The sequence below is a fragment of the Streptomyces sp. NBC_00122 genome, assembly GCF_045160845.1.
Classification (GTDB): domain Bacteria; phylum Actinomycetota; class Actinomycetes; order Streptomycetales; family Streptomycetaceae; genus Streptomyces.
In genome coordinates this window covers 2,990,548-3,012,425 of record NZ_CP108191.1, presented here as the reverse complement: position 1 = coordinate 3,012,425, position 21,878 = coordinate 2,990,548, and the positions used below count along the sequence as shown (strand labels likewise).

Here is a 21,878-nt window from a genome sequence, read left to right as displayed (position 1 = left end):
AGTTGACACTGATGAATGTGACAATGACTGAAGGTCACGTCAAGGGCCGTGCACGGACCTGTGGACAAAGTTGTCCGGGCCACATCAGCCTCCAGGACGGTCGTGTACGCCTGAAGGCGGAGACGGGATCCAGCTCAAGGTCTGACGTTTCGCGGGAGCCCCGCCACTAACGTCGAACTCGTGACTGTCATCGCGACCGAAAGCCTGAGCAAGCGGTACCCCCGAGTGACCGCCCTCGACCGGCTCTCCCTGGACATCGGGCCTGGTGTGACCGGCCTCGTGGGTGCCAACGGAGCCGGCAAGTCCACGCTGATCAAGATTCTGCTGGGACTGTCCCCCGCCACCGAGGGCAGCGCCGCCGTGCTCGGCCTCGACGTCACCACGCATGGCAGCGCCATCCGTGAACGCGTCGGCTACATGCCCGAGCACGACTGCCTGCCACCCGACGTCTCGGCCACCGAGTTCGTCGTCCACATGGCCCGCATGTCCGGGCTCCCGCCGACCGCGGCCCGGGAGCGCACCGCCGACACCCTGCGCCACGTCGGGCTCTACGAGGAGCGCTACCGCCCCATCGGCGGCTACTCCACGGGCATGAAGCAGCGCGTCAAGCTGGCCCAGGCTCTCGTCCACGACCCCCAGCTGGTCCTCCTCGACGAGCCGACCAACGGCCTCGACCCGGTCGGGCGCGACGAGATGCTCGGCCTGATCCGCCGCGTCTACACCGACTTCGGCATCTCCGTCCTGGTCACCTCCCACCTCCTCGGCGAGCTGGAGCGGACCTGCGACCACGTCGTGGTCGTCGACGGCGGCAAGCTGCTGCGCTCCAGCTCCACCAGCGACTTCACCCAGATCACCACGACCCTCGCGGTCGAGGTCACCGACTCCGACGCGCACCCGGACGGAACCGCCGCCCTGCGCAAGGCGCTCACCTCGGCGGGCCTCGCCCTGCACACGGCCGAGGAGCAGGGTCTGCCCGGCGCCGGCCACATCCTCCTGGTCGAGGCCACGGGCGAGGACACGTACGACACGGTCCGCGACACCGTCGCCGACCTCGGTATCGGCCTGGTCCGCATGGAGCAGCGCCGCCACCACATCGCGGAGGTCTTCCGCGACAACGACCAGCCCGCGCAGCCCATCCAGCAGAAGGGAGCCGGTTCCGATGGCGCCTGACACCTCGACCCAGATCCACAACATCGGCTACCGGTCCTACGACGGCGCCCGGCTCGGCCGCGCCTACGCCCGCAAGTCACTGTTCTCGCAGTCCCTGCGCGGCGCCTACGGACTCGGCCGGTCGGCCAAGTCCAAGGTGCTGCCGATGATCCTCTTCGCGGTGATGTGCGTCCCCGCGCTGATCCTCGTCGCGGTGGCCATCGCCGTTCCCGGTTCCACCGAACTGCCGATCAAGTACACGACGTACGCCCTGACCACCCAGGTGGTCATCGGCCTCTACCTCGCTTCCCAGGCACCCCAGTCGGTCTCCCGGGACCTGCGCTTCAAGACCGTGCCGCTCTACTTCTCACGGCCCATCGAGCGGGTCGACTACGTCGTGGCCAAGTACGCGGCCATGGCCTCGGCCCTGTTCATCCTCACCGCCACCCCGCTGCTGATCATGTGGATCGGGTCGCTGCTGGCGAAGTTCGACTTCGGTGACCAGACCAAGGGATTCGGGCAGGGACTCGTGTCGGTACTGCTGCTCTCGCTGCTCTTCGCGGGCCTGGGCCTGGTGATGGCCGCGCTCACCCCGCGCCGCGGGTTCGGTGTCGCCGCGATCATCGCCGTGCTCCTGATCCCGTACGGCGCGGTGACCGCCGTCCAGGGGATCGCCTACAACACCGGGAACACCGGAGCCATCGACTGGATGGGCCTGTTCTCCCCGATCACCCTGATCGACGGCTTCCAGACGGCCTTCCTCGGCGCGACGTCCGCCTTCCCCGGCGGCGAGGGCCCCTCGGCCGGCACCGGGTTCGTCTACCTGCTCGTCATCCTCGGCCTCATCGCCGGCTCCTACGCCGCCCTGATGGCCCGCTACCGGAAGGCCGGGCTGTGACCATCATCGACATCGACCACACCTCCCGCTGGTTCGGGAACGTCGTCGCCGTCAACGACGTGACCATGCGCATCGGACCCGGTGTCACCGGCCTCCTGGGCCCCAACGGCGCGGGCAAGTCCACGCTCATCAACATGATGGGCGGCTTCCTGGCCCCCTCCACGGGCACCGTCACCCTCGACGGCACGCCGATCTGGTGCAACGAGCAGGTCTACAAGCAGATCGGCGTCGTGCCCGAGCGCGAGGCCATGTACGACTTCCTCACCGGCCGCGAGTTCGTCGTCGCCAACGCCGAACTCCACGGGCTCGACGACGCGGCCGCCCGGCGGGCGCTGGCCACGGTCGAGATGGAGTACGCCCAGGACCGCAAGATCTCCACGTACTCCAAGGGCATGCGCCAGCGCGTGAAGATGGCGTCCGCCCTGGTCCACGACCCGTCCGTACTGCTCCTCGACGAGCCGTTCAACGGCATGGACCCGCGCCAGCGCATGCAGCTGATGGACCTGCTGCGGCGCATGGGCGACGACGGGCGCACCGTCCTGTTCTCCTCCCACATCCTGGAGGAGGTCGAGCAACTGGCCTCCCACATCGAGGTGGTCGTCGCCGGCCGCCACGCCGCCTCGGGCGACTTCCGCAAGATCCGCCGCCTGATGACGGACCGCCCGCACCGCTACCTCGTCCGCTCCTCCGACGACCGGGCCCTCGCCGCAGCCCTGATCGCCGACCCGTCCACGGCCGGTATCGAGGTCGACCTGAAGGAAGGCGCCCTGCGCATCCAGGCCGTCGACTTCGGGCGCTTCACCGAGCTGCTGCCGCAGGTCTCCCGCGCGCACGGCATCCGGCTGCTGACGGTCTCGCCTTCCGACGAGTCCCTCGAGTCGGTCTTCTCCTACCTCGTCGCGGCCTGAAGGAGCTGGCACCCATGTACAACCCCACCGTTGCCCGGCTCACCTACCGGGCCTTGCTCGGCCGCCGCCGGGCACTGATCCTCTTCCTGCTGCCGGCCCTGCTCATCGTCATCTCCATCGCCGTCCGCGCGCTCACGGGTGTCGACGACAAGGTCGCCGCCGACCTGCTCGGCGGCTTCGCCCTCGCGACGATGGTCCCGCTGATCGGTGTCATCGCCGGTACGGGCGCCATCGGCCCCGAGATCGACGACGGGTCGATCGTCTACCTGCTCTCCAAGCCGGTGAAGCGCCCGACGATCATCATGACCAAGCTGATCGTCGCGATCGCCGTCACCATGGCCTTCTCCGCGATCCCCACCCTGATCGCCGGCTTCATCCTCAACGGCAACGGACAGCAGATCGCCGTCGCCTACACCGTCGCCGCCCTCGTCGCCTCGATCGCCTACAGCGCGCTGTTCCTGCTCCTGGGCACCGTCAGCCGGCACGCGGTCGTCTTCGGCCTGGTCTACGCACTGATCTGGGAGTCGCTCTTCGGCAGCCTGGTCTCCGGCGCCAAGACCCTCAGCGTCCAGCAGTGGGCCCTGTCCCTCGCCGAGAAGGTCGCGGGCGAGGGGTACGTCGATGCCACCGTCGGCCTGCCCACCGCCGCGGTCCTGCTCACCGTGGTCACCGTCGGCGCCACCGTCTACGCGGGCCAGAAGCTGCGCCGCCTCACCCTGGCGGGCGAGGAGTAGACCCCGCGCCGCCCCTGCGGCACCCCCTCGCGAAGCTGTGCCCCGCCCGGCCCACCGGCCAGGCGGGGCACAGCTTCGCGCGTCATCATCGGTGCATGATCGAGCACACCGAGCCTGAGCCGTCCAGGCCCATACGGTCCTGGATACGCTCCTCGCCCGGAACGCACATCTGGCTGCTGATCATTGCCGTCACCAGCGTCGTGGTCGTGATCGCGCCCGACCGGGTCGAGCACGTCCTGCTCCACCGCAACAGCAGCAACATCCACCAGCTCGTCCAACACCCCGTCCGGGCGCTCCTCAGCAGCGCCTTCTGGATCGAGAACCCGGCCTCGCTCGCCCTCTACGCCCTGCTCTTCGAGCTGTTCCACGCCCCCGTCGAACGCTGGCTCGGCACGATGCGCTGGCTCCTGATCGTCGCGACGGCCCACATCGTCGCCACGCTGGTCAGTCAGAAGGTCCTGCTGATGGCCATCCAGGACCACCGGGCCCCGCGCAGCATGACCCATGTCGTCGACATCGGCGTCAGCTACGGGCTCGCGGCCTCCATCGGAGTTCTCACCTACCGGCTCCCCAGCCCCTGGAAATGGTTCTACCTCGCCGGCGCCGTCGCCTTCTTCGGGCTCCCTCTCGTCACCGGCGGCACCTTCACCGACCTCGGCCACGCCATCGCGCTCTGCGTCGGCCTGCTCGCCTGGCCGCTCACCCGCAACGTTGTTTCACGTGAAACACGACCTCGTTTCACGTGAAACATCGCTAGTCGGCTTCCGTCTTCACCACGCCGTGCTCCCACGCCCACGCGGCGATCCCCACCCGGTTGCGTGCTCCGAGCTTCGCCTGGACGTTCGCGATGTGGGTCTTGGCCGTCCCCGCGCTGATGAACAGCTCCGCACCGATCTCGGCGTTGGTGAGCCCACGTGCCACCAGGCGCACGATGTCCAGTTCCCGGCCGGTCAGCGGATGGGGCTCGGGCGTCGGCGCAGCGGCCGGCCCGGACTCGGCGATCCGGCTCAGCAGCCGCACCGTGATCTGCGGGCTGATGAGCGTGTCCCCGGCCATCGCCGCCCGGACTCCCTCGATGAGCAGCGCGGGTCCCGACCGCTTCAGAAGGAAGCCGCAGGCGCCGTTGCGCAGCGCGGTGTGCACGTACTCGTCCAGGTCGAAGGTGGTCACGACCACCACCCGTGTCCGCGGTGCCAGCAGCCGGGTCACCTCCAGCCCGTCCAAGCGGGGCATCCGGATGTCCGCCAGCACCACATCGGGGCGCAGCTCCCTGGCCAGCGCCACCGCACTCTCCCCGTCCGCGGCCTCCCCCACCACGGTCATGTCGGGCTGCGAATCGAGGATCAGCCGAAAGCCACTGCGGATGTCCTCTTGGTCATCGGCTATCAGGATGCGTGTGGTCACGCCGCCATGATCACCCGACAGGGTGTGGCTGCGTGGGGAAGACCGCGCAAACCCGCCACCCGCCGTCCGTATCCGCCCCGGCCGCAGCGTCCCGCCCGCCGCCTCGACCCGCCCTCGCAGCCCTGCCAGTCCGGTGCCGCTGCGCCGACGGCGGGCCAGCAGCCCGCCCGCGCCCCGGGCCGCGGCGGAGTTGGCCACGCTGAGCTCTACGGCCGCCCCGGCCCGGCGCACGGCGACCCGTACCACGGCCGCCCCGGGCGCGTGCCGGCGTACGTTCGTCAAGGCTTCCACAGCCACGCGGTACGCCGTGGTGTCCGCCTCGCGCGACAGCTCGCGTACGGCAGCAGGGTCGGCGTCCAGCGAGGCGCCGTCGAACCGCTCCACCAGTTCCGGCAGTTGTGCCAGTCCCGGTACCGGAGCGGTCGGGCCGCCCGAGGCCTCCCGCAGGGCGTGCACCGTACGGTCCATCGACTCCAAGGCGCTCAAGCCCGCGGCCTCGATCCGCTCCAGCGCGCGGACCGCCTGCCCGGGATCCTGAGCGGCCACGAACCGGGCCGCTTGTGCCTGCACCACGATGGCGCTCACATCGTGCCCCACGAAGTCGTGCAGATCGCGGGCCAGTTCGAGCTGCTGGTCGCGTCGCGCATTCCTCACGGCCTGCCGCGTCCTGGCCGCCTGGCGGCGTGGATAGCCCCCGGCCAGCAGGGCTCCGAGCGCGGGGAGCGCCCAGAATGCCGCCGCCCCGCACGCCTCCAGCCACGACCCGGACCCCCACACGTGCGGGACCGGCCACAGCGCGACGGCTGCCACGCCCAGCGCAGCCGCGATACTCCCGGACCGCACCGGAGACCAGCGGGCCACCAGAGCCAGCAGCGGAAGCAGGAGGCACGCCCCGAGCAGCATCCACACCGCAGGAGCCCTGAGGAACGCCGCGGCCACGTCGACGACGGCAGCCGATGCCAGCAACGGGGCATACGCGGCACGGGGGTTCACGGTCATGAGGCCGACCCTACGAGCGCACGCCCGGGCCGGCCATCTGCCGTTCGGCGGAGGTGGCCGACGAACCACGGTCGGCACCCGGAAATTCGCTGGTACGGGGATTGCCGCGGGGGCAGAGTGAGTTCTGCGGGGAGCAACAAAGGTCCGGGACGGCCACTTCGAGCGCGCCATCGGCGCGGGCCGTCCCGGACCTCTCGTACGTCGTGCGTGCTACGCGGCGCCCAGCAGGCGCTCCAGCACCACCGCGATGCCGTCTTCCTCGTTGGAGGCCGTCACCTCGTCGGCCACGGCCTTGAGCTCCGCGTGGGCGTTGGCCATGGCCACCCCGTGGGCTGCCCAGCCGAACATCGGTATGTCGTTGGGCATGTCGCCGAAGGCGATCGTCTCCGCCGCCTTCACACGCAGCCGGCGCGCCGCCAGCGAGAGACCGGTGGCCTTGGTCAGCCCCAGCGGGAGGATCTCCACGATGCCGGGACCGGCCATCACGATGTCGACCAGGCTGCCCACGGTCGCCCGGGCCACGCTGACCAGCGAGTCGTCGTCCAGACCCGGGTGCTGGATGTACAGCTTGTTCAGCGGGGCAGCCCACATCGCCGCCGTGTCGTCCAGGTAGACGGCCGGGAGGCCCTCCTGCACCTGGTAGCCGGGGCCGAACAGGACCTCGCCGTCCACCCCGTCCCGGCTGGCCGCCAGGGCCAGCGGGCCGATCTCGGCCTCGATCTTCGACAGCGCCAGACCGGCCAGCTGCCGGTCCAGCGTCACCGACGTCAGCAACCGGTGCGCGCCCGCGTCGTAGACCTGCGCGCCCTGCCCGCACACGGCGATCCCCTTGTAGCCGAGATCGTCCAGCACGTGCCGGGTCCAGGGCACGGCGCGGCCCGTGACGATGATGTGCGCCGCGCCCGCCGCGGTGGCCGCGACGAGCGCCTCACGGGTGCGTTCCGAGACGGTGTCGTCGCCGCGAAGCAGCGTGCCGTCGAGATCGGTCGCGACGAGTTTGTACGGGAACGGGGCCGGACTCACTTGGTGATCGGCTCCAGGACCTCACGGCCACCCAGGTACGGACGGAGCACCGGGGGAACGCGAACGGTGCCGTCGGCCTGCTGGTGGTTCTCCAGGATCGCGACGATCGTGCGCGGTACGGCGCACAGCGTGCCGTTCAGCGTGGATAGCGGCTGGGTCTTCTTGCCGTCGCGGTAGCGGATCGACAGCCGGCGGGCCTGGAATCCGTCGCAGTTCGAGGCGGAGGTCAGCTCGCGGTACTTGCCCTGGGTCGGGATCCAGGCCTCGCAGTCGAACTTGCGCGAGGCGGAGGCGCCCAGGTCACCGGTGGCGACGTCGATCACCTGGAACGGCAGCTCCAGGCTGGTCAGCCACTGCTTCTCCCACTCCAGGAGCCGCTGGTGCTCGGCCTCGGCCTCCTCCGGCGCGACGTACGAGAACATCTCGACCTTGTCGAACTGGTGGACGCGGAAGATGCCGCGGGTGTCCTTACCGTACGTGCCGGCCTCGCGGCGGAAGCACGGCGAGAAGCCGACGTACCGCAGCGGCAGCTTGTCGGCGTCGATGATCTCGTCCATGTGGTACGCGGCGAGCGGGACCTCGGAGGTGCCGACCAGGTAGTAGTCGTCCTTCTCCAGGTGGTACACGTTCTCCGCGGCCTGGCCGAGGAAACCGGTGCCCTCCATGGCGCGCGGGCGGACCAGCGCCGGGGTCAGCATCGGGATGAAGCCGGCCTCGGTGGCCTGCGCGATGGCGGCGTTGACCAGTGCGAGTTCGAGCAGTGCGCCGACACCGGTGAGGTAGTAGAAGCGCGAGCCCGACACCTTGGCGCCGCGTTCGACATCGATGGCGCCCAGCGACTCGCCGAGCTCCAGGTGGTCCTTGGGCTCGAAGCCCTCGGCGGCGAAGTCGCGGATGGTGCCGTGCGTCTCCAGGACGGTGAAGTCCTCCTCGCCGCCGACCGGGACGTCCTCGTGGACGATGTTGCCGAGCTGGAGGAGGAGCTGCTTGGCGGCTTCGTCGGCCTCGTTCTGCTCGGCCTCGGCCGCCTTGACGTCCTGCTTGAGCTGCTCGGCCTTCTTCAGCAGCTCGGCCCGCTCCTCAGGAGAGGCCTTGGGAATGAGCTTGCCGAGCGACTTCTGTTCATTGCGCAGTTCGTCGAAGCGCGCGCCGGAGGACCTGCGGCGCTCGTCGGCGGAGAGCAGTGCGTCGACGAGCCCGACGTCCTCTCCACGGGCGCGCTGCGAGGCGCGGACACGGTCAGGGTCTTCACGGAGCAGCCGGAGGTCAATCACCCCACCAGGCTACCGGGCGGGGCTTCCTGGGATCACACCGATATCACGCTGCGTGTCGCTATGTCTCAATTGCGGCAAATGGATAAGTCTTGGTGGCTGGCCAGAAGTGATGCTTCTCGGGTGGTCAATAAAAGCGGGCCCATTCCCCGAAAAGGGGCACAACGTCGGGGTGCGCGCGGCCTGAGCAGGATCGGAAGGGGTTTCCTTGTCCACAGGGATTCCCGCCGCCCGCACCTTATCCACAGGCTGTGCGTCGCATCTGTGGACACGGAAATCGATCATTCCCAACCTGGGGCGGCCCTGGGCGAATCAAGGTTCAAACCACCCTCACACACTCATTCGGGTGGGAATGACTCGCCCCAAAGAGTTGATCTGCGATACGGGGGTGACGTCGTTCACCTCCCGCTCCCCAGCGCGAAACCTGGGCCCCGCGACCGATTTGTCGACCTTGTCGCGCCGTTCTGTCGACTTGTCCCCAGGTCCCCAACTCGCCCTGTGGATAACTCTGTGGACAGTGGACGAAGCCCTAGGCCCGGCCGTCGAGGCAACGCGTCAGCCAGTCGGAGGCTGCCGTGAAATCACCGTCGGAGGTTCCGGGACGCGGAGCGCGCACGTCACCCTGAGCGACACCCGCACGCGGGTAGGAGCCGAGGAAGCGGACCTGGGGGCAGGTCCGCTTGAGGCCCATGAGGGCCTCGCTGACCCGCCGGTCGGAGATGTGACCCTCGGCGTCGACCGCGAAGCAGTAATTGCCGATGCCCTGTCCGGTCGGCCGGGACTGGATCAGCATCAGGTTGACCCCGCGCACGGCGAACTCCTGGAGGAGTTCCAGCAGCGCACCGGGGCGGTCGTCGCCGAGCCACAGCACGACGGACGTCTTGTCGGCACCGGTCGGGGCGGCAGGCCGGGCGGGGCGCCCGACGAGCACGAACCGGGTTTCGGCGTTCTCCGCGTCGTGGATCTCGGTCACCAGCGGGACGAGCCCGTAGGTGGCCGCGGCGAACTCGCCGGCGAATGCCGCGTCGAAGCGGCCTTCCTGGACCAGCCGGGCGCCGTCGGCGTTGGAGGCGGCCGACTCCCACACCGCGTCGGGCAGGTTCGCCCGCAGCCAGTTGCGTACCTGGGGCTGGGCGACCGGGTGCCCGGTGACCGTCTTGACGTCCGAAAGGGCTGTGCCCGGTCGCACGAGCAGCGCGAACGCGATGGGCAGCAGCACCTCGCGGTAGATCATCAGCGGTTCGCCGGAGGCCAGCTCGTCGAGGGTGGCGGTGACCCCGCCCTCCACCGAGTTCTCGATCGGGACGAGGGCGGCAGCGGCCTCGCCGTTGCGCACCGCGTCCAGGGCGGCCGGGACCGACACCATCGGGACGAGCTCCCGGGTGGCGGCTTCCGGCAGCGTGCGGAGGGCGGCTTCGGTGAAAGTGCCCTCGGGACCGAGATATGTGAAGCGGGTGGCCGACATGCGATCAGCCTAATGCCGGGGTGTTGCCCGAAGGAGCGGGTGTTCACGCTTCGAGCAGCCGCTGTCCCACGTACTCACCGGGGCGGGGGCCGGGCGGAACCGCGTACAGGCCGCTGGACTCGTGCCGGATGAAGGCGGACAGCGCGTCACCCCGGTCGAGCTTGCGCTGGACGGGGACGAATCCGCGCAGCGGGTCGGCCTGCCAGCAGACGAAGAGGAGCCCGGCGTCGGGGGACCCGTCGCTGCCGATCCCGTCGTGGAAGGAGAACGGGCGCCGCAGCATGGCGGCCCCGCCGTTCTGCTCGGGGGCGGAGATCCGGGCGTGGGCGTTGGACGGGATGACCGGCTTGCCGTCGGGGCCGAACTTGTCGAGCGCCATCTCGGTCGTCTCGCCGCCGCCGGTGAGCGGGGCGCCGGTGGCCTTGGTACGGCCGATGACCTGCTCCTGCTGTGCGAGGGACTGCTTGTCCCAGTCGTCGAGCAGCATCCGGATGCGCCGGACGACGGCGTACGAGCCCCCGGCCATCCAGGAGTGCTCAGCCGGCCCGGGGCCCGCCGCGGGCACGAAGATCCGCTTGTCGAAGTCGGGCTCCGAGGGCTTCGGGTTCCCGGTGCCGTCGATCTGGCCCATGAGGTTGCGGGCGGTCATCGGGGAGGCGGTGGCGCCGGGGGAACGGTTGAAGCCGTTCATCTGCCAGCGGACGCGGGCGGCCTCACCGGCGTCCTTCTGAAGGGCGCGCAGGGCGTGGAAGGCGACGAGCCCGTCGTCTGCGCCGATCTGGATCCACAGGTCGCCGTTGCTGCGCCGATCGTCCAGCCGGTCGGAGGAGAAGTCCGGCAGCGGGTCGAGGGCGGCGGGGCGGCGGGCGCTCAGGCCGGTGCGTTCGAAGAAGGAATGGCCGAAGCCGAACGTGACAGTCAGGGAGGACGGACCGGCGTCGAGGGCGATGCCGGTGTCCTCGGACGCGGCGGTCTCGCCCGCCATGAGCCGGCGGGCGGTTTCGGACCAGCGTCGCAGCAGTGCGGCGGCCTCCGTGCGGCCCGCGCCTGCGGCGAGGTCGAAGGCGGCGAGGTGCCCCTTGGCCTGCAGGGGCGTGGTGATGCCGGCCTGGTGGTCGCCGTGGAAGGCGGCCTGGGTGGCACCGAGGGAGGACAGCCGCGAGGCGCCCCCGGCGCCGGAGGTGTTCGCGGGGTCGGCGAGTGCGGAGTGCGCGAGCGCGCCACCTGCGGCGCCCAGCGCAAGGCCGGCGGCGCCTGCGGCGCCGACGGTGCCCAGCAGGCGGCGGCGGGAGATCTCGATGTCGGGGTTGCTCTCGGTCACGCTGGTCAGCCGATCTTCACGGTCTTCTGGACGGTCGTCTGGTCGATGTCGGAGGTACGGACGGTTACGTCGATGCGCCACTCGCCGGCGAGCGGCAGCTGTACGCCCGACGCGGTCCAGTGTCCGGGGGCGGAGCGGTCGGGCAGCACCGGCAGGGGGCCGATGTCCTTCGCGGGCAGGGTGAAGGACACCTTGATCTCGGGGAGGTCGAGGGGCTTTCCGTCCTCGGAGTCGGCCCAGAGGTGGAGGGCGTTGGCGCCGACCCGGCCCGGGTCGAGTTCGAGGCGGACGTTCCCCTTGCCGTTCCGGCCGCCGGTGTCGAAGGGCAGGGTGATCTTGACGGCGCGGTCCGGTACGGCGGTGGCGGCAGAGCCCCGGGTCGTCTCCCGCTCGACGGTGCGCCCGGGCTCGGTGCTCGTGAGGACCGTGGTGACCGCGAGCAGGGCCACGGCGACACCGGCCTCGGCGAGGACGGAGCGGCGCAGGCCTGCGCGCTCCGGGTCGGCGTCACGCGCCCGCTTCTCGCGCGCGCTCTCACGGGCGGCCCGCTGCCGGGCGAGCTGGGCCGCCCGCCGGGGGTCGGCGGGCACGGTGACGGGCGATGTTTCACGTGAAACATCCGCTGCGGCGGTGACCGTTTCACGTGAAACATCGGCGGTGGACTCGGTGGACTCGGCGAGCCGTGCGGTCCACTTCCGGGACACATAGGCGATGCCGACGAGAACGGTGACCAGCCCGACCTTCAGGAGCAGCAGCCGTCCGTATGAGGTTCCTGTGAGGGCGGACCAGGTTCCGAGCTGGCGCCAGGACTGGTAGACGCCGGTGACGACGAGCACCAGGACGCTGACGAAGGCGACCCGGGAGAAGCGCCGGACCGCCGACCGCTCGATCCCGGGGATCTTGTACAGGGAGAGGAGCAGCGCGGCGAGGCCGCCGAGCCAGGTGGCGACGGCCAGCAGGTGCAGGATGTCGGCGGGCATGGCGATGCCGGGCTGGATCCCCGTGGAGGCGTGCTCGGACAGGGACCAGGTGGCGGCGATGCCGCCGGAGACGACGGCGCCGCCGATGCCCAGGCCGAAGGTGAGATCGCTGGTGTCCTTGACCTCCTCCGCCGTCGTGGCGCCCTGCAGGCGTCGGGCGTAGACACCGAAGAGGACCGCGATGAAGAGGGCGGCTGCACCCAGCAGGAGCAGCCGGGAGATCAGTGAGGCGCCGGTCTTGGTGTCCAGGACGGCCTTGAGTCCGTCGAGGTCGAAGACGTCGGCGAACTTCCCCGACCCGGTGTACGGGGTGCGGAGCACCAGCATCGCGAGGGTGGCGGCGGTGAGGGTCACCCAGGCGCGTACGACGAGCTTCTGGAGCGGGCGTTCGGCAGCTCCCCGGCGCAGGCACAGCAGGATGAAGGCGGCGCCGCCGACGAGGACTGTGAAGCCGGTGTAGGCAGCGTAGCGGGCGATCCCGTACGCGATGCCGACGGGTCCCCCGCCCGCCTGCCGGGCGGGGAGGGTGACGGCGGTGGCCGAGGGCGCTCCGACGGAGAAGGTGAAGGCACCGGAGATCGGGTGGCTGTCGGCGGAGACGGCCTGCCAGGCCACGGTGTAGGTGCCGTTGGGCAGGCCGGAGTGGAGTGCGGTGCCGTAGCGGATGGTGTTCCCGCTGCACATGTCGCGCAGTTCGCCGGTGTCCACGCGCTTGCCTTGGGGGTCCAGCACGCGGATGGAGTCGTCGCCCATGGCGACCTGCTCCGAGAAGGAGAGGGTGACCTGGGCGGGGGCCGTGGCGACCACCGCCCCGTCCTTGGGGTCGCTCGCGGTGAGTGCGGCGTGCGCCGAGGCCGGAGAGGCCGCGGTGAACAGGGTTGCCAGCAGGGCTGCGAGGACCAGCGCGAACCGCGGCAGAAGTGCCGTGGCCCGGGCGTGGACCGTGGATGGGGCGGGGGCGGTGGCCGTCATGGCGTGTGGCTTCCTCGGTCCGTCAGTGGGCGTTGGAGTTCTGCGCGGTGTACGTCCGTTCCTTCACGTCGAGTTCGACCTTGACGGGGTCGGCCTTCTCGAAGCGGAGCTCGACGGTGACCTTGTCGCCGACCTTCGGGGTGCTCTTGAGCCCCATGAACATGATGTGGTTGCCGCCGCGTTCCAGCTTGAGCTCACCGTTGGCAGGCACGTCCAGGGACGGGACCTGCTGCATCTTCTGGTCCTTGCTCTCGTGGATCTGCAGATCGTCGGAGAGCGTCGAGGTGACACCAGTGAGCTTGTCGGCGGTCTTGGAGTCGTTCTTGATGACCATGAACGCGCCGGCCATCTTGTCGTTGACGGGCTCGGGCATGAAGGCTCCGCCGACCGTCGGCGCGGGCTTGGCCGCGTCATCCTTGGAGCTCGAACAGCCGGATATGGCGAGTGCTGCCGTCAGGGAGAGGGCGGCGGCGAGGGTGCGGGTGGTGCGGGCGTTCACGGGTTCTCTCCCTTGATGAGCTTCGGCAGGTCCTTGGTGTAGTCGTCGACGGTGGCGCCCTCGCCGTAGAGGACGTAGCCCTCGTCGGTCTTGGGCGAGAACGCGATGACCTGGGCGCCGTGCATGGAGACGACGCTGCCGTCGGCCTCCTTCTTGGCGGCCTCGATACCGATGCCGAGCGAGCGTGCGGCGACCTGGATGGTGGCGAAGTCCCCGGTGAGCCCGGTGAAGGACGGGTCCTGGGACTTGAGCCACGCGCCGAGGGAGTCGGGAGTGTCCCGTTCGGGGTCCGTCGTGACGAAGACGACCTGGAGCTTGTCCTGGTCGGTCTGGGGGAGCGCCTTCTTGGCGACGGCGATGTTGCTCATCGTCAGAGGGCATACGTCGGGGCAGTTGGTGTAGCCGAAGTAGATGAGCGTCGGCCTGCCCTTGGTCTGCTCCCGCAGGTTCCACGGCTTGCCGGTGGTGTCCGTGAGGACCAGCTCCGGCTTGCTGAAGGGGCGGTCCAGAACGGTCGCGGCCTTGCCCTTGTTCTGGCCGCCGGAGATCTGGGTGACCGAGTTGGTGTCGGCGGGCTGGCCGCCGCAGGCGGTCAGGGTGAGCGCGGCCGCAGCTAGGAGAGCGGCGACCGTCCAACGTGTGGTGCGCATGGAAGGGTGTTCCTGAGATCGGGGATTTACGGATGTCTGAGAACAGCAGCTGAGAACGGCAGCTGAGAACGGCAGCGCCTACGGGCGCGGCAGGTCAGGCGGAGCGGCGACGCGAGGCGACACCGAAGGCGACACCGCCGAGCCCGATGACGATGCCGGCGATGCCGAGGACCCGGGCGGTCGTGTCGGCGCTGTTCTTCTCGGCGGCCTCGTCGTGGCCGTGCTGCGCGTCCTTGTCGGCGTTCTTGGCCTGGTCGGTCTTGGCGTCACTGTGGTGGTCGCCGCCCGTGGCTGCGGTCAGCTTCAGGACGGGCGCCGGGTTCTGCGGTTCCGCGGCGCCTTCCTTGGTCTCTTCGATCCACCGGACGACCTCGTTGTTGTCGTACGTCTGGATCGCCTTGAAGACCATCTGGTCGGCGTTCTCGGGGAGCTTGCCCACGGACAGCGGGAACTGCTGGAACTTGCCGGGCTCGATCTTGCCGCCGGACCAGGTGACCTTGGTGACGGCCTCGTTGATCTGCTTGCCGTGCACGGTCAGCGGCTTGTCGAGCTTGCTCTTCTCGACCGTCACGGTCCAGCCGGGAACGTCCTGCGGCATCACGGACGTGAGCGGCTGGTCGACCGGGAAGTTGACCTCCAGCTGGGTGGTCGACGCGTTGTCACGCTCGTTGGGGACCTTGAAGTTGATCGTCGCGTAGCCGCCCTTGGTGGCCTCGCCGGGCTGGACGCCGACGTGGGCGAAGGCCGGGCCGGAGAGGACGAGGACGGTACCGGCGGCGAGGGCGGCGGCGAAGGAGACGCGAGAGGCCTTCATGGCAGAAACACTCCACGGGATCAGTGGTGACGGTGGCTCCGGGCGCGGGCGCGCGCGGAGTACGCGGCACCGGTGCTCCCGCCGTGTGTCTCGGGGAGGAGGGTGCCGCGTCAGGCTGCGAGGGCGAGGGCAGTGGGCGGCCCGCGCCTGATCACCGAGTGGTGCAGTGCCTCCCGGCCGGTGGCGGCCGCGGGATCGGCCGCGGTCCGCGGGACCCGCGGGGCACGGGCGGGCGCGCCGGGGAGCCCGGCGCACAGGGCGCGTACGAAGGCCAGCGCGGCCCGCAGCGGGCGTACCGGGGTGGCTTCGGCGGAGATCCGGGACAGTTCGACGAGCCGGAAGAGCGCGGCGTCGCCGCGACCGAGCAGCCAGCCGGCGGCCAGTGCCGCCAGCAGATGCCCGAACAGCATGGCCGGGCTGAACAGCCCGGTCGCGGGGGCCGCGGTGGCGGCCTGGGCCACGTGGGCGTGAGCGCTGTGGCCTTGGGCCACGACCTGCCCGGCCTGGGTGAGCTGTCCGGCCTGTGCGGTCAGTGCAGCCGGGTCCAGACCGGCGGATTCCAGGATCCGGCGGGCGTCGGCCGGGCTGAGCGGTACGGAATTGCCCCCGCACACCAGCCTGGCGGCGAGTTCCGCGAGCGAGCCGTCGGAGGGGCCGGCCGGTGCCTGGGCCGCCGTGGCGCTGTGCTGTCCGAGGCCGAACAGCACGTGCAGCGTGAGTTGCCCGAAGGCCAGCCCGGCGGCGATGCCGGGCAGCGCGCGGCGGCGGCCGGCGAGCGGGGCCACGACGGCGAAGACGACGAGGAAGCCCATGCACAGGGACCACCACGGCACGGTGGCGCAGGACGCCAGCGCGTGCCCTGCCGCGGACAGCACGACGCAGACCGCGGTGAACACCGCGGCCCGGATCAGCCGGAGGCCGGTTCCGGCGTGCGTCGCGTGGGGGTCAGTCATGGCCGGGTCATCATCGCACTGAGCTCAGTGCCTTCATACGGCAGGTCCGGAAGGTCCCATGAGTCCGGCATGGGCGCCCTCGACCAGCACAGGGGAACCAGGCGGCGGACACCGCCGCATACACCGGGTCCGGGAGAGCCGCATCGGCCGAACGAGGGCAATGGAGCGCTCGGACGGCCGCCGGGCGCTTACGGCCCCCCAAGGGCGGCAATAGGTAACCGTATGAGCATCTGGTGGTCTCTCCACTTGAGGCGCGAAGCCGCGAGCGTGCCGCTCGCCAGGCGACTGCTGCTGGGGACGATGGAGACCGCGGGGGTGGACCCGGACATCTCCTTCGACCTCTCGGTGGCGCTGAGCGAGGCGTGTACGAACGCGGTGGAGCACGGCGGGGGCGGCGGTGTCCCGGATGAGGCCGAGGCGTACCACGTCACGGCCTATCTGGACGGAGACCGCTGCCGCATCGAGGTGACCGATTCGGGCCCGGGGTTCCCGCCCGCGACAGGGACCCGTCACAGACCCTCGCTGGCCGAGCACGGCCGGGGACTGCACCTGATCGAGGAACTCGCCGACCACGTCCGCTTCCGCAACCGGCCGGGCCGCGGCGCGGTGGTGAGCTTCGACAAGATGCTGAAGTGGCGCGACGACGCGCTGCTGAAGGTGTCGTAGGCACGCCGATGGGCGGGTCCCGCCCGGGAACCCGCCCATCGTCACGCGCAGGCCGCAGGCCGCAGCCCTTGGACCGTCAGCCCTTGAGGCGCGCCATCCAGGCCTCGACCTCGTCCGAGGTGCGGGGCAGCCCGGCCGACAGGTTCCGGTTGCCGTCCTCGGTGACGAGGATGTCGTCCTCGATCCGGACGCCGATGCCGCGGTACTCCTCGGGCACGGTCAGGTCGTCGGCCTGGAAGTACAGACCGGGCTCGACCGTGAGGCACATGCCCGGCTCCAGCGTGCCGTCGACGTACGCCTCGGTGCGCGCGGCGGCGCAGTCGTGGACGTCCATGCCGAGCATGTGGCCGGTGCCGTGCAGGGTCCAGCGGCGCTGCAGGCCGAGCTCCAGGACGCGCTCGACGGGGCCCTCCAGCAGGCCCCACTCGACGAGCTTCTCGGCCAGCACGTGCTGGGAGGCGTCGTGGAAGTCGCGGAACTTCGCACCCGGCTTCACCGCGGCGATGCCGGCTTCCTGGGACTCGTAGACCGCGTCGTAGATCTTGCGCTGGATGTCGGTGTACGTGCCGTTGATCGGCAGCGTGCGCGTGACGTCGGCGGTGTAGAGGGAGTGGGTCTCCACACCGGCGTCGAGAAGCAGCAGGTCACCGGAGCGGACGTCGCCGTCGTTGCGGACCCAGTGCAGGGTGCAGGCGTGCGGGCCGGCGGCGCAGATGGAGCCGTAGCCGACGTCGTTGCCCTCGACGCGGGCGCGCAGGAAGAAGGTGCCCTCGATGTAGCGCTCGGAGGTGGCCTCGGCCTTGTCGAGGACCTTCACCACGTCCTCGAAGCCGCGGACGGTGGAGTCGACGGCCTTCTGCAGCTCGCCGATCTCGAAGTCGTCCTTCACGGCGCGGGCCTCGGAGAGGTAGACGCGTAGCTCCTCGTCGCGCTCCTTGGTCACCTTGTCGGTGAGGGCGGTCTCGATCACGGAGTCGTGGCTGCGGACGTTCCGGACCGGGCCCTCGGCCTCGGTGAGGGCTTCGGCGAGCTCGCGGACGTCCTTGGCGGGGATGCCCAGGAGCTGCTCGGCCTCGGTGAGGGAGTGGCGGCGGCCGACCCACAGCTCACCCTGGCCGGAGAGCCAGAACTCGCCGTTCTCACGGTTGGAGCGCGGCAGCAGGTAGATCGTGGCCGTGTGGCCGGTCTCGCCGGTGGGCTCCAGGACCAGGACGCCGTTCTCGGTCTGGTCGCCGGTGAGGTACGCGTACTCGGTCGAGGCGCGGAAGGGGTACTCGGTGTCGTTCGAGCGGGTCTTCAGGCGGCCCGCGGGGACGACGAGGCGCTCGCCGGGGAAGCGCGCGGACAGGGCGGCGCGGCGGGCGCCGGTGTGCGCGGCCTGGGCGATGGGCTCGAGCCCGGTCAGCTCGGTGTCGGCCCAGCCGGTGCGCATGCTCTCGGCGAGTTCGTCGCTGACGCCCGGGTACAGCCCGTTCTTGCGCTGCTTGTGCGTCTTCTTGGGCTGCTCTTCTTCCGGGGTCTCCGGGGTGAGCTCGTCAGCCACGTCTTCTCCTCAGCTGCGATGGGTGTGGACCTGGGTCTGGGCCCCATCCATCGTAGGCGCGAGGGGAAACGGCCGGAGGGGCATGTGCTGTTTGGCACAAACAGCCCCAACCGGCGCAACAGCCGTATATCACTCAAACCGGGCGGCGAGCAGCACGATGTCGTCGGGAAGGTCGGCCGGTTCCCCTTCGGGCAGCACGGTCCGCAGGATGTGGTCGCAGAGGGCGGCCGGGTCGTCCCGGGCGGTACGGGGAACCCCTGCGGCCGCCGCGTGCAGCCGGGCGTAGGCGCGGTCCATCGGGTCCCCGGTACGCCGCAGCAGCCCGTCCGTGTACAGCAGCACCGTTTCTCCCGATGCAGGTTCGATCTCCACGCTCGGCGCCTCCCAGCAGGACAGCATCCCCAGCGGCGCGGAGAGCGAGGTCTCCACGTACTCGGTGCGGCGCTCGCCGATCAGCAGCGGCGGGGTGTGCCCCGCACCCGCCAGGATGATCTTGTTCCCCTGGCCGCCCGCACCAGGGCTCCCGACGGGCTCGCAGTAGGCGAACAGCGCGGTGGCTGAGCGCGCCGGCTCCGTGAGGCGCAGCAGCAGCTCCAGGTCGGACAGGACGGCGACCGGGTCCTCGCCCTCCATGACGGCATAGGCGCGCAGCGAGGCCCGCAGCCGGCCCATCGCGGCGACGGCGCTGGGCCCGGAACCGGTGACGGAGCCGACGGCCAGCCCGAGGGCGCCCTCGGGCAGCGGCAGGGCGTCGTACCAGTCGCCCCCGCCGCGCGGCCCGGTGTGGTGGCGGGCGGCGAGCTGGACCCCGGGGATCCGGGGGAGCCGGCTGGGCAGCAGCTCCTCGCTGATGGAGGCCAGGCGGGAGCGGGATCGTTCCACCTCAAGCATCCGGGCCAGGTGCTCGGCCGCGTGCCGTACGTACAGCCCGGCGAGGTCGCGCTGGCGGTCGCTGGGCTCGGCCTGCTCGTCGTAGAGCCAGACGGCCGCGCCGAGCCGGCCGGTGGCCTCGGCGGTCAGCGGCAGGGAGTAGCTGGCGGCGTAGCCGAGGCGGGCGGCGACCTCGCGGTGGCGGGGGTCGACGGGGGCGGCGAAGCCTCCGGTGCCGGCGGGCTCGCCCGGTTCGGGGAGTACCTCGGAGCCGCCGTGGGCGTCGGGGAGGCCGTCGAGGATGCGGCCGTACGAGGTGGCGCTGCGCGGAACCGTCTCGATGTGGCCGAGGTCGGCATGGCCGAGGCCGAGGCCGATCGTGTGGCTGGGGCCGAGCCCGTCGGAGGGTTCCAGGATGATCAGGCCGCGGCGGGCGCCGACGAGTGCGGCTCCGGCGCGCAGGAACTCGTGGAGGGAGGAGTCGAGATCGCCGGTGCGGGCCAGGCGCTCGGTGAGTTCATGGAGGGTGGTGAGGTCCGAGACCATGCCCGCCAGCCGGTCCTGGATCAGGCTGCCCGGTCCCGGTCCCGGTACCGGGGCCGAGGCGGGGGTGGTGCGTGCGGTCGTGGGCGCCACAGTGTGCGGTGACGTCGTCACTGCTGGATCGATTCCAGCCACTTTCGGCAGATGCGGAGCGCTCATGGCGTCCGCCTTTCCACCTGGTGCGATTCGCCATATAGCATCGCAAACCCCCAGATCGTGCTGCGCCGCCATCAAGGAATCCACATCTACACGCATACACGGATGCATGTCCAGCATTGCCCAGGTGGGAATCCTGGTGTCCGTGAGGCGGCAACTCACTGTCCAGCCAAGGCTAGAACTTGGCCGGAAAAAGCCGGAAGCAGACGGTTTTTGCGGTCGACTGGACGGGCTCTACAGGGGGTTCGGGTACGTAATCGGTAGTGCTCGTAGCCAGTTGGCGCCGCTTCGGCACTGCCCGGGCAGGCGCCGGGAACCGTCCGGCACGGGTCGCCGTCCTTAGCGGCGGCAGCCGGTCCCGGTTTCCGGTGCGGGTCGCGCTCCTCCCCCGCCCGACGTTTGATGGACCCGTAAGAAAACTGCACGAACCGTGTGAACCTGCTTATTGCGGACAGTGACGCGAAACGTGTACGTGTGGTGAGACACCGCTCACATGGTGTGATGTGGCCCTCGACGTTCAACGGAAAGGAACGAGCGCTCATGCGCGAGATCCTCGGAAGGCGTCTCCAGCGGCTCCGCGATCGTCTTCAATCACTGCGCTCCGACCCGGAAGAGACCGGCGGAACGCCGGCCCTCCTCGACGCGGCGCTCACCTGCGCCACCACATGGCAATGGCCCGTGCTGCCCGGCGTCGGCCGGTCCGCCACGGACGGCTCGCGCTGCGCCTGCCCCGACCCCGAATGCGTCGTCCCCGGCGCGCACCCCTTCGACCCGGGGCTGCTCGCTGCCACCACCGACCCCCGGATGGTGGCCTGGTGGTGGACCAACCGGCCCACCGCCCCTGTCCTGATGGCGACCGGTGGGACCGCTCCGTGCGCGGTGAGCCTCCCGGCCGGTGCGGCCGCGCGGGCCCTCGTGCGGCTGGACGCGCAAGGCATGCGGCTCGGGCCGGTCGTGGCCACGCCCACGCGCTGGTCGCTGCTGGTGGCGCCGTACTCGCTGGAGCGGCTGGGCGAACTCCTTTACGCCAAGGACCACGTCCCGTCCTCGCTGCGTTTCCACGGTGAGGGCGGCTATCTCCTGCTGCCGCCCTCTGCCGCGTCCAGCGGTGGCCAGGTGCGGTGGGAACGGGAACCGCTTTCGGCGCAGGCGGGACCTGTTGGGCCGGTGGGGCCGGTGCGCGCGCCGGATATCTGGCTGCCCGAGGTCGAGGCGGTCGTTGACGCGCTGGTCGAGGCGAGCAGCGGTGCCCCGGGTGGCGGCAGCAGGCTCGCGTACTGACCTGCTCCGGATCGGCTGATCACTCGTACGGGTGCCAGCGGGACGAGTTTGCAAGGGAATTGGGCGCGGGCATCTCCGTGCCCCATTCCGGCATCGCTATCTTCGGCGAATGAATCTCCGCCTGATCGGTATCGGCACCGGTGTGCTGATCATCTTGTCGCTCCCGCTCGCAGGAGCGATCGCCGGGCCGGATTTTTCCGGTCGGGATGACGGAAAAGGCGGCGGCTTGTTTTCGACGCTCGGGCTTTCGGGCCCTTCGGACGCGTCGGGTCCGTCGCGTACGTCTCCTGCGCCGCCCGCGCCTTCGGCGGCGCCGGCCGGGCCCGAGCGGCCCGGCCCGGCCGAGCAGCCCCGCACCGATTCCCGGTGCGGCCCCGAACTGTCCTCGCCGCACGGCGTGGAGGCGCAGACCTGCGTCCTGGTGGGTGAGGGCCAGACGTGGGGCCGGAGTTACTACAGAAACACCAGTGGTCGCGCTCTGGAGGTGGTGCTCGCGGTGATGGGGCCGGCCGGGCGCACGGTGCAGATCCGGTGCACGGTCGGCGAGGGCGACGAGCCGGGTCTGTGCGAGACGCCAAAGGAGGATTCGGCCGGCGCGCCGGAGAGCTACTCCGCCGTAGCGGAATTTGCAGTTCCGGATGATGAAGGGCGGCTACTGCTCCGGTCCGGGAGCAACTCAGCGGCACCGGGTGACGGTTGAGTACCGCCGGAAATGGAAGGGCCCGGTCGCTGGCGACGGGGGATGCACCAGCGACCGGGCTACAAGAACGGTAACAAGA

At 70.5% G+C, this 21,878-nt stretch carries 20 protein-coding genes and 1 pseudogene; 8 read left to right on the top strand and 13 right to left on the bottom strand.

Annotated features, from left to right (window positions below; all coding sequences use genetic code 11):
* The first annotated feature begins 180 nt into the window (after positions 1-180).
* The 5 genes from OG737_RS14220 (at position 181) to OG737_RS14200 (ending at position 4,435) form a co-directional block, all read left to right on the top strand.
* Positions 181-1,170 (top strand): ABC transporter ATP-binding protein, encoded by a 990-nt coding sequence (locus OG737_RS14220; RefSeq protein WP_328926540.1) that lies wholly within the window; start codon positions 181-183, stop codon positions 1,168-1,170.
* A complete protein-coding gene (locus OG737_RS14215; RefSeq protein ID WP_328926539.1) occupies positions 1,160-2,047 on the top strand; it encodes an ABC transporter permease subunit in 888 nt (295 codons plus the stop codon). Before OG737_RS14220 ends, OG737_RS14215 begins: the two co-directional genes overlap by 11 nt.
* Positions 2,044-2,955, top strand: a complete 912-nt coding sequence (locus OG737_RS14210; protein ID WP_328926538.1) for an ABC transporter ATP-binding protein — start codon at positions 2,044-2,046, stop codon at positions 2,953-2,955. The genes OG737_RS14215 and OG737_RS14210 overlap by 4 nt, the downstream gene beginning before the upstream one ends.
* 14 nt (positions 2,956-2,969) lie before the next feature.
* On the top strand, positions 2,970-3,689 hold the full coding sequence (locus tag OG737_RS14205; protein ID WP_405679474.1) for an ABC transporter permease subunit: 720 nt from the start codon (positions 2,970-2,972) through the stop codon (positions 3,687-3,689).
* A gap of 95 nt (positions 3,690-3,784) precedes the next feature.
* Complete coding sequence (locus OG737_RS14200) at positions 3,785-4,435, top strand: rhomboid-like protein (RefSeq protein ID WP_328926536.1); 651 nt, start codon at positions 3,785-3,787, stop codon at positions 4,433-4,435.
* A gap of 7 nt (positions 4,436-4,442) precedes the next feature.
* On the opposite strand, the gene OG737_RS14195 is transcribed toward OG737_RS14200, so the two are convergent.
* From OG737_RS14195 to OG737_RS14145, 11 genes and pseudogenes are all read right to left on the bottom strand, one after another.
* Positions 4,443-5,093, bottom strand: coding sequence for a response regulator transcription factor (locus OG737_RS14195; protein ID WP_328930344.1), 651 nt, complete (start codon positions 5,091-5,093; stop codon positions 4,443-4,445).
* Positions 5,094-5,588: 495 nt separating this feature from the next.
* Positions 5,589-5,996 (bottom strand): annotated as a pseudogene (locus OG737_RS14190) (histidine kinase); the annotation flags it as partial.
* Between the two features lie 306 nt (positions 5,997-6,302).
* Positions 6,303-7,115, bottom strand: coding sequence for an HAD family hydrolase (locus OG737_RS14185; protein WP_328926535.1), 813 nt, complete (start codon positions 7,113-7,115; stop codon positions 6,303-6,305).
* Positions 7,112-8,389: a serine--tRNA ligase gene (gene serS / locus OG737_RS14180; protein ID WP_405921585.1), complete on the bottom strand. Its 1,278-nt coding sequence runs from the start codon at positions 8,387-8,389 to the stop codon at positions 7,112-7,114. Before serS ends, OG737_RS14185 begins: the two co-directional genes overlap by 4 nt.
* A gap of 526 nt (positions 8,390-8,915) precedes the next feature.
* Positions 8,916-9,851, bottom strand: a complete 936-nt coding sequence (gene pheA / locus OG737_RS14175; protein ID WP_328926533.1) for a prephenate dehydratase — start codon at positions 9,849-9,851, stop codon at positions 8,916-8,918.
* A 43-nt stretch (positions 9,852-9,894) separates the two neighbouring features.
* The gene (efeB, locus tag OG737_RS14170) at positions 9,895-11,181 is read right to left on the bottom strand and encodes an iron uptake transporter deferrochelatase/peroxidase subunit (protein WP_405922421.1); all 1,287 of its coding nucleotides are present in this window, start codon (positions 11,179-11,181) and stop codon (positions 9,895-9,897) included.
* Positions 11,178-13,124, bottom strand: coding sequence for a copper resistance CopC/CopD family protein (locus OG737_RS14165; protein ID WP_405921584.1), 1,947 nt, complete (start codon positions 13,122-13,124; stop codon positions 11,178-11,180). Before OG737_RS14165 ends, efeB begins: the two co-directional genes overlap by 4 nt.
* A gap of 22 nt (positions 13,125-13,146) precedes the next feature.
* Positions 13,147-13,623: a copper chaperone PCu(A)C gene (locus OG737_RS14160; protein ID WP_328926530.1), complete on the bottom strand. Its 477-nt coding sequence runs from the start codon at positions 13,621-13,623 to the stop codon at positions 13,147-13,149.
* A complete protein-coding gene (locus OG737_RS14155; protein WP_328926529.1) occupies positions 13,620-14,273 on the bottom strand; it encodes an SCO family protein in 654 nt (217 codons plus the stop codon). The genes OG737_RS14160 and OG737_RS14155 overlap by 4 nt, the downstream gene beginning before the upstream one ends.
* Before the next feature lie 94 nt (positions 14,274-14,367).
* A complete protein-coding gene (locus OG737_RS14150) occupies positions 14,368-15,087 on the bottom strand; it encodes a YcnI family protein (RefSeq protein WP_328926528.1) in 720 nt (239 codons plus the stop codon).
* Between the two features lie 110 nt (positions 15,088-15,197).
* Positions 15,198-16,040, bottom strand: a complete 843-nt coding sequence (locus OG737_RS14145; RefSeq protein ID WP_405921583.1) for a hypothetical protein — start codon at positions 16,038-16,040, stop codon at positions 15,198-15,200.
* Between the two features lie 222 nt (positions 16,041-16,262).
* Here OG737_RS14145 and OG737_RS14140 point away from each other — a divergent pair, with 222 nt between their 5' ends.
* Positions 16,263-16,706, top strand: a complete 444-nt coding sequence (locus OG737_RS14140; RefSeq protein WP_328926526.1) for an ATP-binding protein — start codon at positions 16,263-16,265, stop codon at positions 16,704-16,706.
* A gap of 76 nt (positions 16,707-16,782) precedes the next feature.
* Here the strand turns inward: OG737_RS14140 and OG737_RS14135 are convergent, their stop codons facing one another.
* Together OG737_RS14135 and OG737_RS14130 are read right to left on the bottom strand one after the other, a co-directional pair.
* Positions 16,783-18,249, bottom strand: a complete 1,467-nt coding sequence (locus tag OG737_RS14135; RefSeq protein ID WP_328926525.1) for an aminopeptidase P family protein — start codon at positions 18,247-18,249, stop codon at positions 16,783-16,785.
* A gap of 129 nt (positions 18,250-18,378) precedes the next feature.
* Positions 18,379-19,938: a PP2C family protein-serine/threonine phosphatase gene (locus OG737_RS14130; protein WP_328926524.1), complete on the bottom strand. Its 1,560-nt coding sequence runs from the start codon at positions 19,936-19,938 to the stop codon at positions 18,379-18,381.
* A 420-nt stretch (positions 19,939-20,358) separates the two neighbouring features.
* On the opposite strand from OG737_RS14130, the gene OG737_RS14125 reads away from it, so the two are divergent.
* Together OG737_RS14125 and OG737_RS14120 are read left to right on the top strand one after the other, a co-directional pair.
* Positions 20,359-21,099: a bifunctional DNA primase/polymerase gene (locus OG737_RS14125; RefSeq protein WP_328926523.1), complete on the top strand. Its 741-nt coding sequence runs from the start codon at positions 20,359-20,361 to the stop codon at positions 21,097-21,099.
* 109 nt (positions 21,100-21,208) lie between these two features.
* Entirely contained in the window at positions 21,209-21,799 is a 591-nt protein-coding gene (locus tag OG737_RS14120) for a hypothetical protein (protein ID WP_328926522.1), read from the top strand.
* The last annotated feature ends 79 nt before the right edge of the window (positions 21,800-21,878 follow it).